At 40.5% G+C, this 13,839-nt stretch carries 10 protein-coding genes and 1 pseudogene; 1 reads left to right on the forward strand and 10 read right to left on the reverse strand.

The annotated features are described in order from the left end of the window. Window positions 1-11: 11 nt before the first annotated feature. The 10 genes and pseudogenes from JOD03_RS09930 to JOD03_RS09975 form a co-directional block, all read right to left on the reverse strand. Complete coding sequence (locus JOD03_RS09930) at window positions 12-911, reverse strand: ABC transporter permease (protein WP_204590689.1); 900 nt, start codon at window positions 909-911, stop codon at window positions 12-14. 16 nt (window positions 912-927) lie between these two features. After that, window positions 928-1,848: an ABC transporter permease subunit gene (locus JOD03_RS09935; RefSeq protein WP_204590691.1), complete on the reverse strand. Its 921-nt coding sequence runs from the start codon at window positions 1,846-1,848 to the stop codon at window positions 928-930. A gap of 66 nt (window positions 1,849-1,914) precedes the next feature. Continuing rightward, window positions 1,915-3,522 carry an ABC transporter substrate-binding protein gene (locus JOD03_RS09940; RefSeq protein WP_239584932.1) on the reverse strand — a complete coding sequence of 536 codons (1,608 nt, stop codon included), beginning with the start codon at window positions 3,520-3,522 and terminating at the stop codon, window positions 1,915-1,917. A 19-nt stretch (window positions 3,523-3,541) separates the two neighbouring features. Further along, entirely contained in the window at window positions 3,542-5,011 is a 1,470-nt protein-coding gene (locus JOD03_RS09945) for a M81 family metallopeptidase (protein WP_204590693.1), read from the reverse strand. Further along, complete coding sequence (gene menC / locus JOD03_RS09950; RefSeq protein WP_204590695.1) at window positions 5,008-6,150, reverse strand: o-succinylbenzoate synthase; 1,143 nt, start codon at window positions 6,148-6,150, stop codon at window positions 5,008-5,010. The genes JOD03_RS09945 and menC overlap by 4 nt, the downstream gene beginning before the upstream one ends. Before the next feature lie 494 nt (window positions 6,151-6,644). After that, window positions 6,645-7,538 carry a serine hydrolase gene (locus JOD03_RS09955; RefSeq protein WP_204590697.1) on the reverse strand — a complete coding sequence of 298 codons (894 nt, stop codon included), beginning with the start codon at window positions 7,536-7,538 and terminating at the stop codon, window positions 6,645-6,647. Between the two features lie 15 nt (window positions 7,539-7,553). Then, the gene (locus JOD03_RS09960) at window positions 7,554-9,641 is read right to left on the reverse strand and encodes a S9 family peptidase (RefSeq protein ID WP_204590699.1); all 2,088 of its coding nucleotides are present in this window, start codon (window positions 9,639-9,641) and stop codon (window positions 7,554-7,556) included. A 52-nt stretch (window positions 9,642-9,693) separates the two neighbouring features. Next, a pseudogene (locus tag JOD03_RS09965) lies at window positions 9,694-10,865 on the reverse strand (amidohydrolase). Between the two features lie 87 nt (window positions 10,866-10,952). Continuing rightward, window positions 10,953-11,720, reverse strand: coding sequence for an exodeoxyribonuclease III (locus JOD03_RS09970; RefSeq protein ID WP_204590701.1), 768 nt, complete (start codon window positions 11,718-11,720; stop codon window positions 10,953-10,955). Window positions 11,721-11,791: 71 nt separating this feature from the next. Then, complete coding sequence (locus JOD03_RS09975; protein WP_204590703.1) at window positions 11,792-12,649, reverse strand: dimethylarginine dimethylaminohydrolase family protein; 858 nt, start codon at window positions 12,647-12,649, stop codon at window positions 11,792-11,794. A gap of 144 nt (window positions 12,650-12,793) precedes the next feature. Here JOD03_RS09975 and JOD03_RS09980 point away from each other — a divergent pair, with 144 nt between their 5' ends. Next, window positions 12,794-13,525: a YqcI/YcgG family protein gene (locus JOD03_RS09980; protein ID WP_204590705.1), complete on the forward strand. Its 732-nt coding sequence runs from the start codon at window positions 12,794-12,796 to the stop codon at window positions 13,523-13,525. Window positions 13,526-13,839 lie beyond the last annotated feature (314 nt).

The raw sequence follows: 13,839 nt of genomic DNA on the forward strand, positions 1-13,839 counted from the left end.
CATTACCTCCTTTACTTTAGTCTTGGATCAAGTGCATCACGAAGACCGTCTCCCAATAGATTAAATCCTAAAACGACCAACATGATTGCAAGGCCAGGGAATAAAGACATCCACCATGCTTGTAACAAGAACGATTTTCCTACATAAGCCATTGCCCCCCATTCAGGCGTGGGTGGTTGAGCACCTAAGCCTAAAAAGCTGAGTGCAGCAGCTGCCAGTATACTTGTGCCAAATTGTAAAGTAGACAATACTATTACTGGAGATAACACATTAGGAAATATATGTTTGACAATAATTTTAAAATCACTGACACCCAATGCTTGAACAGCCTCGATGTACTCTTTTTCACGAATTGATAATACTGCACCACGTACAACACGGACATAGGATGGTATAACCGAAATAGCAACAGCGATCATGGCATTTGTCAGCCCAACACCAAGAACTGCAATAATTGCGATTGCCAATAACAAAGAAGGAAATGCAAGTAAAATATCCATCATTTGCATAATGTAAATATCAATTCTTCGATAATAGCCGGAAATCACGCCGAGGACCACACCGGTAATACCTGCAATAGAGACAGCGACAAGTCCCATCATCAATGATATCCGGCCGCCATGCATTATCCGTGATAATATATCTCTTCCAAATTCATCTGTTCCAAGCAAATGGTCAAGGGATGGAGGCAAAAAACGGTTTTCCATCTTCATTTCATCGATAGGAAAAGGAGCCAAAACAGGTGCCAATAGAGCAGCCCCTATAAAGAAAATCAATATAAATGATCCAGCCATTGCACCTTTGTTTTTCATCAGTCTTCCCCATACGATTTGCCAATATGATTTCGTGTTGTTTTTTTGGAGGTGAATAAGTGAAGGATCTATATTTTTTGAAGTAATTATTCCGCTCATTTACACTTCCTCCTTTCTATTCATATTTAATACGTGGATCTATTACACTATAAAAAATGTCTACGATTAGATTTACTACAATAAACATAAAGGCCATAAATAACACCAATCCCTGGACTGTCGGCATATCCCTTGTTGCAATTGCATCGATTGCCAAACTTCCTATTCCGGGCAATGCAAAGACCGTTTCAGTTACAACCGCTCCTGCTAACAAGTTTCCAAATTGAATTCCAATGAGTGTGATAACAGGTATCAAAGCATTTTGTAATGCATGTCCAAAAATTAACTGAAATACATTGACTCCTTTTGCTTCTGCAGTCCGCATATAGTCCTGTTTAATAACTTCCAGCATACTTGATCTGGTCATACGAGCTATATTTCCTGATGTGCCAAGACCAAGAGTGATTGAAGGAAGAATTAAAGAATATATGCCGTCATATCCCGATATAGGAAAAATAGGTATTAAATATGAAAACAAATAGATTAAAAATAGTGCTATCCAAAATCCTGGCGCAGATATTCCCACGAGGGAGATTAACATGGCCAATTGATCAAAAATGGTATTTTGTTTAACAGCAGCTATAATCCCCAACAATATTCCGACTATGGAGCCGATGATCAAGCTAAACACGGCTAACTGAAAGGTTACCGGAATTCGATTTATTATTTCTTCTATTACACTTAAGCCTGTAATATAAGAAGTGCCTAAATCACCCTGTATGACACCTAATAAGAATACAAAGTATTGGATGAGAAGATTTTTGTCCAATCCTAATTCGCTTTTCAGCTTATTCACCGCTTCTTCGGTCGCAAACTCACCAAGAATATAGGTAACAGGATCACCAGGAATAAGATGTACCATTAAAAATACAATGATGGAAACACCCAATAAAGTTAAGAGCGTAGTAAATAATCGTTTCACAATATATCCTGACACACCAACTAACCTCCTTAAAACCAATAATTAGGGGAGGAAGTTATGCCGTTCCCCTAATATTGAAGCCTATTTCTTAAGCTTTACGTCCGACCATATAATCGTCCCCGTTATTGGATGTATTTTCAATCCTTCCAAGTCACGGTGTGCCAGTACATTTTCCCTAACAAACAATGGTACCCACGGAGCCTCTTCAACAATGATTCTCTGAGCTTCCTCATAAAGTGCCATACGTTCATCTGTATCAACTACAACACGAGCTTTTTCCAATATACTGATTAATTCATCATTTTGATAATGTACGCGAGTTGACAAACCACGACCAAACATTGAATTTAAGATGTCTGCATCATACCAGCCGTATGTCCAGAGAAGCATTTCATGAACACCTTCAGGGGATTGTGCACGTATAGTTGCATCTTCCTGGACTGAAATCCTGATTTCAATACCCACTTCCTTCAATTGATTTTGAAGTACTTGCGCAATTCGCTGCATAGTTGGTTCTTGCGTTACCCACAGCTCGATTGATAAAGGTTTCCCATCTTTTACGACAAATCCATCTCCATTTGTTTCTGAATATCCCGATTCTGCCAGCAAGCTTTTTGCTTCCTCTAAGTCACGTGCATATTTTGCTGCAGCCTCATCCTCAACAATTTGGCTATATCCCGGAATTGTTGGAGGCAGGGGACCATATATAGGTTGTGCAGATCCTTCAAGCGCGAAATCTACGATTGTTGAACGGTCGACAGCTAATGCAATAGCTTGTCTAATATTTTTATCCTGGAAAATTGGTTTTTGATTGTTGAAACCAAGGTATACGTGTCCATTTGCCAATGTTCGCTCTAACGTGACGTTTGGATCTGCTTCCAATTCCTTAATATAATTGGGAGGAACGGACATCATGATTTGTGAATTCCCACGCTTGAATTCAAGAAGTCTTGTATCATCATCTGAAATAAAACGGAAAACGACCTCATCAAAAGTAGCTGCCCCCTTGTTTTCTGAATAGGCAGGGCCTAAATTGAAATTTTCGTAAGGTACATACGTAATGGAGGATCCGCGTTTTATTTCTGAAACTTTTAATATACCAGCTGAACTTGCAACATCTGTTAAGTCTTCGCTATATTCCCCAATTACAGATGGATCAAGAGGTGCTAAATAAGAGACAGTAGCATTGCTAAGAAAAGGCGCAAATGGTTCTGAAAAGTGGAATTCAAATGTCCTATCGTCTATGACTTTAATTTCTTTCAATGGACCGATCATGTAGCTTGTTGGAGATGATTCAATAAAACGCTCAAAGGATATTTTTACAGCGTCTGATGTTACTGGGGTGCCTGTATGGAAAGTGGCGCCTTCCTTAAGCGTGAAAGAAACAACAAGACCATCAGTTGAAACTTCATAAGATTCCGCTAATGCAGGAACAATATTGCCATCAAAATCGAATCGAAGAAGAGGCTCATACAAGTGATTATTCGCATCATCTACCCATGTAGTCCTTTGGACGTCGACCGTATCAGGCTCACGGACAGAGGTAACCACGATTGTGCCCCCTTCAGAAGCTTCTGCCTGGCCGTCGCTTGTTTCAGTTTCTGAAGACTCACTCGGCGAGCAGGCTGATATTACCAGTAATAGTACAAGCAGCATAGACCAAATTTTAAATGGTTTCATTTTCCCCATAATTCTTCCCCCTAATCTATTATTTAATTAATACTTCACTTAGCGGATATACTTCTGTTTTTAAATTTGTATACTTGAAGGATGTAAAGTCTAATGTTGTTAAGCCTGGAGAATCTACAGTGATGATCTTGGAGCTGATAGGTTCGAAACCTGCGCGGAAGTGCTGACTTGACTTTAACGCAACGATTTTATAATCTTGTACGTCAATGCCATGGAGTAAGAAGATCTGTTCATCTAATGTTTGTGCTTTTACTGAGCAGACAATGATATCTACGCCATTGCTCTGCAATCTGACAGAAGGTCCTAAATTAATGACAGAACCTTTCCCCATAGGAGAGGATTGAATAAATACACCATCTGTAATACTTTTTACATAAGCTTTTAATTGTATCGGTTCGCCATGCAAACTATCGGTTTTTCCACCTAATTGGGTCTCAATGGTGGTGCCGATGCCGGACTCGACTGCTTGTTTCACCACTTCTGGGTCAAATATAAAACCGAAGCAGCTTTTTTCAATGCCTTTATTAATCATTGCCTTTAATAAATACGTCCCATCAGCAGGAGTTCCCCCCCCAGGGTTATCCGATGTTTCATTGATGACTACTGGCTTCCCCACATGTGCAAGGGCAAGTTCTATGCCTTCATCCGGAGATGGCTGTTTTTGCAGAAACTTTTCTTTGTTATCCCAAATATATTCACTAATTTTATTCGCAATATCTTCTGCATACTCACTGCTATTGTTGGTTGTGACTAAAACGGATACTCCTACTTGAGAAATGTTCGTGTAGGGGAATCCATGGAAAAAGGTACAATCCACAACTTGGTCGCTCTTTTCCCAATCAAAGCATAGATTATTCACTTCTTTTGCCGGAGGGAGATTCGTTGTGGAAGTGGGAATCATCAATGGAAGATGTCGCAAAAACATGGTCGGTTTTAGATTTCCTTCAATGATTTGCACGGCACAGTCAACTGCTTCCATTCCTATTTCATAGCTATCTGTGTGGGGATACAAATGATTCCCCAAAATGAGCGTTGCATGCTTGACCATCTCGAATGTAACGTTTGCATGTAGATCCAACGTAACGATAATCGGAATATGATTTCCGACAACTTGTCTTACTTTACTAAGAATGGAACCTTCCAGATCTTCTGTAACTTCAGAAACTCCTGCTCCATGAAGCGCAAGAAGAATAGCATCGTATCCATCAGCACTTTTGATGCCTTCGATCAATTCATTCAATAGTGCTTCATAGGCCTCAGAAGTGATGATTCCTGCTGGATAGGCAAAGGTAGCAAAGGTAGGAATCAATCCAATTCCTAATGCTTCTGCCTGACCTATCATGCCGCCTAAATAATTTCTTACATTTCGGTTTTTTGAGAGAAGGTCTTCACCTTTGTTCCAGCCCCATAACTTGAAAGCTTCGACTTCTGTTTTTACATTGGAAAACGTGTTTGTCTCATGTAAGATTTCGCCGATTAATAATTTCAAACTACCTCTTCCTCCCCTAATTGAGATTTTGCCCCGAATGAAACTTCTTTTGTTAAATACTTTCTGATCACTTGTTCATTCAGCTCAAAACCAATGCCGTCGCCTTTAGGGACTTCAATAACCCCTGGTCTAATCGTGGTTACTTCCGGTAAGACAATATCTTCATTCCAGTAACGGTTTGAGGCCGATGTATCACCCGGAATACTGAAATTATGCAAGGATGCAATGGCAATATTATGTGCTCTTCCTACACCTGCTTCTAACATGCCTCCACACCACACGGGAATATTTTTTGATGCACAGTAGTCATGAATTTGTTTTGCTGCTGTTAGCCCCCCTACTCTTCCAACCTTTATATTAATAATTTTGCAGCTGCCCAATTCTATGGCTTTTCTGGCATCTTCGAGTGAGTGGATACTTTCATCCAAACAGATAGAGGTTGAAAGTTGAGCCTGTAATTTCGCATGGTCGATAATATCGTCATGGGCTAGCGGTTGTTCGATCATAATCAATTTGTATCGATCCAACTCTTTCAGTAGATCAATATCCTGTAATGTGTATGCTGAGTTTGCATCTGCCATAAGGGGAACATCGTAGCCGTATTTTTCCCGGATGGCTTTGATTGGCTCTACATCCCAGCCCGGTTTGATTTTGACTTTGATTTTTTTATAGCCTTCATTTAAAAATTGACCTACAACTGTAAGAAGTTGTTCTATGCTGCTTTCAATCCCGATACTGACACCGACATCAATTTCTTTAAAAGATCCCCCAAGTGCGGTGGACAAGGATTGATTGTTTGTTCGGCTGTATAAGTCCCAAACAGCACTTTCCAGCACAGCCTTTGCCATATTATTTCTGCGTATATGTGAAAATAATGATGAAACATCATCTGGGTGTGAAATTTCGTTTTCTAATAATATAGGAATCAAAAATTCCTCCATAATGTTCCAAATAGTGCCATTCGTTTCTTCGTTATAGAAAGGAAATGCCAATGCCACACTTTCTGCAATGCCAACCTTGCCTTCACTATGTAGCCGGACAATCGTTATTACTTTCTTTTCCTGCGTCCCAAAACTTGTAACAAATGGTGATTTTAAAGGCATTAATATTTCTTGCAATTCAACTCTTTCTATTATCAAAACTCCTCCTCCTTGAACAATAAAAAATTTATGAAGTTTAAACTTCAATTATTTTTTGTGATAAAGTTTAAACTTTCATACATTATATGACGATTATCTTTGAATTACAACTTAATTTTTATATTTTTTTGAATATTTTCAAATTTAAATATTTATAAAAAGAATGAACCTTTTCTTTTCTTTGATTAGAATCGAAAAAGGCTGCTAACTCCTAAATGTTCAGAGAGATACAGCCGCAAATATTTAAATATTATTAAGGAGTTCTTTTTGAATTCGTTATAGCCGTTACCATCCGATCTATTACTGGAACGGTACTTGATTTGTAGTCATATTCACCAATGCAGGACGTTCATAGTCAGTATTGTATGGACTGTCAGTATCCATGTTCTTTCAACAGATTGAGCCATTAATCTCCCCTCCCATATAATGGGCCCTAACAAAAGAAAAAACCGTTCACCACATACTATGATGAACGATTGTTAAAGTAAATGGATTTACACTGCTGTAAAGTGATCATAAGCAATTTTAGCTATTTGAGCGATGGTTTTTTCTCCCTCTTCCATGGTCACGTTATTTTTGGAAAAAACAGAGATGGTGTAAGCACCTTTTCCATCCGGCAGGTAAACAATCCCGACATCGTTAACTACATCACGAATAGTTCCCGTTTTGCTTGCAACTTTAGTCCCGTAAGGCAAATGATGTGGAATTCTATTTCTATACTGCTGCTTGTATAGAATTTCTAATATTCCAATACTGGAGGCTTCTGAAAGTAATTCTTTCTTTGCGATCATCTCTAACAGCCGGTTCATTTCAACTGGACTTGATTCATTACTTCTCTTGTTTGGATGAAAGACAAAACTGTCCGTATCAAATGATTCTGGTGTGAAGTCAGTTGTCCGAAGTGTATGGGCTGCTTCAGCTGAATATGTTTTTGCATCCATGCCTAAGCTCGTTGTGATTAAATCCCAACAACTTTGATTGATATAAAGTTCATTCAGCCCGAGTTCTTTCATATAGGTTGAAACACTTTCAATACTGACAAGCTTCAGGATGGCATCAGTAGCAACATTATCACTCAGAATAATCATCAGCGTTGCCAAATCTTTAATTGTTACCTTTATTCCGTGATCAATCTCTTGGAGAATTCCAGATCCTGGTACATAGCTTTCTTCGCTAATTTCAATCCTGTCACTAAGTGAAAGCTTACCTTCTTCCACATCTCGGAACAGTGTCACTAATATCGGGATTTTAAATGTACTGGCCAATTGAAATTGACTACCCCCGTTAATAAAGGCACTTTCACCAGTTTCCAGATTCTTTATGGCAACACCAAATGTTCCTGGAAGATTTTCTAAAGTGGCATCTAATTTTTGCTGTAGATTCAACACGTCATTTCCCCCTTCTTACTCCGGCAGATGGGTATTAATCCAATCGACCATCGCTTCGACCCTTGCTATCCGATTTTCCGGTTCTGCATTTTGTAACATGCCATGGCTGGCGTTCGGGATACGCAAAAACTCTACTTCTTTTCCTTGTCGCTTTATATAAGAGTAAAACTGTTCCGCTTGTTCAATCGGACAACGCAGATCATCTTCTGCATGGACAATGAGAAGTGGGGTTTGAACATTTTCAACGTAGGCAAGCGGTGAAAATTTCCAAAGTGATTCCGGATCTGTTTTTCCAAGAAACTCCTGGGATATAAAACCAGGGGCAATGTCGCTTGTTCCGAAAAATGATACCCAATTCGAAATGCAGCCTTCCGTAATAGCAGCAAAAAAACGGTCTGTATGAGTTACCAGCCAATTTGTCATGAAACCGCCATAGCTAAGTCCATTGACCGCGACTCGTTCACCGTCTAGAAAATCATATCTTGCAACGGCTTCTTTCACACCATTGAGAATATCCTGCATATCCTTACCACCGTAATCGCCTTGTACCGCCTCCGTAAATTCTCTTCCAAATCCGGAACTGCCCCGAGGATTTGTAAATACAACACCGTAGCCTTGGGCACTGATTAACTGCATTTGGTGAAAATAAGTATAGCCATACATGGAATGTGGGCCACCGTGAATCTCGAGGAGGACAGGATATTTCTTACCTGTTTCCACATTAGCTGGCTTCAACATAAATCCTTGAATTTGCCAGCCATCTACCGATTCATATGAAAATGTTTCTGGTTCAACCACATTCAGCTCTGACAAAAGTTCATCGTTACAATCGTCTATGCGTACTTCATTTTTAGGAAATATTGGATTATACACTTCAATGATATCCGTTACATTACGAATGGTGCGAACAACAGATTCTTCTTCCGATATTCGATTAGCAGTTATTTTTCCAGGATGCGAAGGGGAAGAATATGCGGCAACAACCGTCTCATCACCATCATAGGCAAAGTGGAATATCGCACGTTGTCCACCTACAACTGTTGTTTGACTACCATTTTCTGAAACTGAAAAACGCACAACTTCATTTGTTCCCTGGTGTGTAGTAAGAGCATATATAAAACGGTTATCTTTCGACCATTGCGGTTTTACGTAAGATTTGATATATCGCATGTCGGTATAGTTCAAGTCAGCTAAAGTATCCGGATAATCATCACTCAAACTTATCGATTCTCCACCATCGGCAGGAATGATGAGCAATTGTCGATGTACCATATCTCCACCTATGAAACTGATCCACTTTCCATCCGGTGAATACGAAGGACTGGCAACTTTTGATGCATCATACAGTTTTTCTGCTTCTCCTCCCTTTACAGAAATCCTATTTAGTTCGCCTTTATACAATATATTGTCGTTGTCGCTGCTGATAGATGAAAAAAGTAAATATTTACCATCAGGAGAAATGGCAGGTTCTGTAACATCGTAAGCTGAATTTGTCACTTGGCTGAATGTTCCAGAATGCACATCAATGGAGACCAGTTGTAGCTTTAAGTTTTTTTGCAGACCGGCACCATCCAGTTTGTAGTACAATCCACTGTAACGTTTAGGAGCGTTTTTCCAAGCGATATGCTCACTCGGACCCCATTGTTTTGCTTCGTCATCGGAATCCTGTCCTTGAAACACTTCAATTTCTTCGTTCAGCTTAACCGGAACCAACCCATAAATGGTATCCCCATCTGGAGAATACAGGATGGAACTGATACCGCGTTTAAACTGCGAAATTCTTTTTTTCTCACCGGATTCCAATGATAGTACCCAAACCTGTGTCCCAAATTCTTCATTTGAAAGATAGGCTATTTTTTTCCCGTCAGGCGACCAGATAACAGATGTGTTTAGGTTTCCTTCTGAGGTCAAAACCTTGCGAGACTGTCCACCAATGTCCGAAAGCCAAAGATGTGTTTCATAGCCGTTTGTTGATTTTTTTGCTATTGTTTTTTCGTATACTACTTGCTTGCCATCCGGCGAAATGACCGGAGTGCTTGGCCATTGAAATTTATAAAGATCTTCAGATGTTACCGTTCTTAATGTAGACGTCAATGTACTCATCATAAAAGCTCCTTCACCTATGGTTTTTTAAACCTTATATTATAAATTTCACTTACCTTAAAATTTCTACTTTTTCCTGCCCACTAACCTCAGACTCAGTATTCAAGTAGTCTTGGATTGCAGCAATAAAAACTTTACCGGTATTAATCATGGAACGTTCGTCCGCATCAAATTTCGGATGATGATGAGGATAAGTGGCATTGATTTGTTCATTTCCTGCACCAACGAAAAAGAAAGCACCAGGTACTTCTTTCAAGTAATAGGCAAAATCTTCCCCGCCCATAATCGGCTTTACTTGAAACACCATATCTTCCCCAAGAATGTTCTCAGACAGGCTTGTGATTCGAGTAGCCTCTTTTTTATCATTCGTTAAATCAGGATACCCTCGCGTATAGGTTAGTTTTGCCGTTGCACCTGCACCTGCACACGTGGACGACACAATTTTATCAATCTCGTTTTCTATCAGGCTTCTAACTTCTTCATCCAATGTACGGACAGTTCCCGTGATCCGAGCTATATCAGAAATCACATTGAAGTTTTGTCCTGTATTGATTGTTCCGACTGTTACGACAGCTAGGGAAAGCGGGTCAACCTTTCTGCTGACGATTTGCTGCAAATTCATGACCAGCTGGCATCCAACAACTACTAAATCAATAGTCATATGTGGCGATGCACCGTGTCCACCTTTGCCTTGAATTTGAATCTCGAAAGAATCAGCAGCAGCCAACAGACCTCCATCGTTTAAAGATATCGTACCTATTGGTGAGTTTGAGAAAACATGCGCCCCATATATTACATCAACGCCTTTCAAACAGCCATCCTCAATCATGGGCTTAGCACCACCGGGAAGCTTTTCTTCGGCAAACTGATGGATAAAAACGATGTTGCCTGCAATCTTATCCTTTACTTCGCTCAGAACTTTGGCTACACCCAATAGTGCTGCTGTATGCGGGTCATGTCCGCATGCATGCATGACACCAGGAATTCTTGATTTGTACGAGACCTCTTTTTCATCCTATATAGGCAATGCATCAAAATCTGCACGCAATGCAACCGTTTTGCCGGGCTTGCCCCCCTTAGGTATCCAACAACACCTCTTCCGCCTACTCCAGTTTTCACTTCCAAACCCAATTCACTAAGAAATTCCGCTATTTTTTTGGGGGTTTCATCCTCTTCGAATGACAGCTCGGGATACATGTGAAGATTCCTTCTAAAATCGACCATAACCGGGTTATACTCTTCAAGTTTTTCAAATAATTCTTCCAGATTCACGTTAACGGACCTCCTACGTTTTTCTATATTGTACGCTATTTACGTCAAAAATTCTTTGTCTAGTTCTAAAAAGATTGGGCAGTGATCGCTCCCCATTGTCTCCGGGTGCATCCCCGCTTCTTTTATTGCAGGTGCAAGCTTTTCGGAGACGAGGAAATAGTCAATGCGCCATCCGATGTTGCGCTCACGCACTTTCGCCATATAGCTCCACCATGTGTAGTGGCCTTCTGCTATCGGGTGCAGGTAGCGGAATGTATCGACGAATCCATCTTCCAAAAGCTTCGTCATTTTTTCACGTTCTTCATATGTAAATCCAGAGTTCCCGATGTTCGACTTGGAGTTGCGGATATCGATTTCTTGATGCGCGACGTTTAAATCGCCTGTATAGATGACGGGTTTTGTAAGGTTCAAAAGTGTTAAGTATGAATTCATACGGTCCTCCCACTCTAATCGATAGGGAAGGCGCGACAAATCGCGTTTTGCGTTTGGCACGTAGCAATTGACGAGATAGAAATTTGGGTATTCGAGTGTAATGATACGCCCTTCTGCTTCATCAAGATCTTCACCAAGTCCGTAATGAACAGAGAGTGGTTCGTGTTTAGTGAAGATCGCGGTACCCGAGTAGCCTTTCTTCTCGGCATCGTTCCAGTATTGATAGTAGCCGGGTAGGTCGAGATCGAGTTGACCTTGTTGCATCTTAGTCTCTTGAATACAGAAAAAATCAGCGTTTTGTGTGTGGAAGTAGTCGAGCCATCCTTTTTTGACGCAGGCGCGGATGCCGTTGACGTTCCATGAGATGAGTTTCATGTTGCTGCCTCCTTTGTCCGCATTTAGTTTACCATAAAAAAAGACCCGCTAAGCGAGTCGATGTGTCTTGGTTAATTAGTTCTTGTTAGTGGCATCGTACAACAACGGAAGGAACCGCCGGATTTGATAATTTCACTGAAGTCGATTTCGATTACGTCGAAGTGATTCGCACGCAATTTTTCATTCACGGCTGTATTTTGCGGAAGACTGATGATTTTATTATTGCCGATTGCAAGCACGTTTGTCCCCATTGCAAACTGCTCCTCTTTTTTCACTTCCATCAATGTATAGTGTTTCCCTAACATTTTCAATGTATCAGATGAAAGAGCTTCAGGATACACAAGAGCATGCGTCGGAGAGAGAATTGTGAAGACGCAGTCCAAGTGAAGACAAGATGCGTCAAACGGAACGCGGATGATCTCATTTGTCGGCAATTGCTTCTCTAAAAAGTCAATTGCCTCGTGATTCGTGCGGTGGCTGACACCTACAAAGACTTTGCTACCGTCTACTACTACGTCTCCACCTTCAATCGAGCCAGCTATCATCTTCTGATACGGAATGCCGTTTGATCCAACCCATTCACGCAGAATTTTTTCTTCTCCCTGACGAATCGGGCTCGCCATTTCGGAAATGAACACACGAGTTCCGATCGTAAAACCAATATCACGAGTGAAGACCTGTTCGGGGAATTCTTCATGCGCTGGAAGTGTAATGACTTCCACTCCATTGTCTTTAAGCACATCTGTAAAAGCAGCGTGTTGCTGAAGAGCGGTTTCCACATCGATATTATCCTTTGCGTACCGTTTTTGTACAGTATTGATAACTTCTTCAATCTTCATATAGGTTGGTTCACAAACAATGACTTGAGTGAGTGTGTCATATTCTGTTGAGCAGCCGTCCCATTGGTGTTGTTGTTTTTCAAGTCCCATCTTGTCTCCACCTTTTCCGTTCCTATTTTATATGAATACTATTTCCTCTTTTAGTACCGCTAAACTTCTTTTGGAAGTTTTTTGGTTTCTTTTTGAGAAAGTAGGGAATCAGAAGACAAATAGATAGATGAAGGGATTGTTTAGATGATTGCTGCAAAACATACACTATTGACGAAAGAAGATGTCGAGACACGCACGGATTTACCTGAGTGGTTCAAACGGGAATACCAAACATTTGAGAATACTGTCACAGATAAAACGTTTCCTTGTTATTTTGGTCGAACAGGGCATTTACGTGGTGAGTTGCGCTATGCATTTATTGAACAAAAAGACTGGACGAATGCAGCCAGTGCTTTGAAAGACTTCTTAGCATTATTTGAAGACCCAAATCATAAACGTCATGGGTTGTTTTTATTTGTTGAGCCCTTTGAAACGGAGCAGTCATTAGAAGCCTACCGTAAGCAGTTCTGGGATATTCTGCAGTATTTGCATGAAGTAGATGATGAAGAGTGGCCACAGGAAGCTCCAAAAGATCCAGATCATTATTTGTGGGATTTCCGTTATGCAGGACAACCGATCTTTGCATTTGGGAATACACCAGCATACAAACAACGCAAAACACGTGACCTTGGTAATTCGATGGTCATCGGATTCCAGCCACGGTTAATCTTCCAAGGACTCGAGGGAACTGAAAAAGGTGGTATCATGTCACGCGAAAAAGTACGAGAGCGAGTCGAGGCATGGGACAACCTTCCGAAACATCCGGACATCAGTCATTTCGGTGATCCAACACACAACGAATGGAAACAATTCTTCATCGGAGATGACAGCGAGCCGATCTTAGGCAAATGCCCTTTCCAACACAAAGCATTATAAAAAAGAGGCCCCACACGACTTTTTCGTGTGAGGCCTCTTTTCGGTTGAGCGGATGATTACATCATGCCGCCCATCTTTTACTTAAATTCCGCACATTTTCACCAACTTTCATACTTACGATTTTCCAGACAACATTCTAATAGTAAAAAGGGTTTACTTTCGTAAATCTTCATATCCAAATGTAATTTTTGTTATTTTTGTGTGATTTTTAAAAAATCACAAGTTTATGGTGGGTGATCTGCTAGATCGCTCCACCAACCTAAAGAATGGCGCCCTTTAATCGAATAACAGTGCCCGATCTTTTAGCAACCCTT

It is taken from the genome of Chryseomicrobium aureum, from assembly GCF_016909155.1.
GTDB classification, from domain to species: domain Bacteria; phylum Bacillota; class Bacilli; order Bacillales_A; family Planococcaceae; genus Chryseomicrobium; species Chryseomicrobium aureum.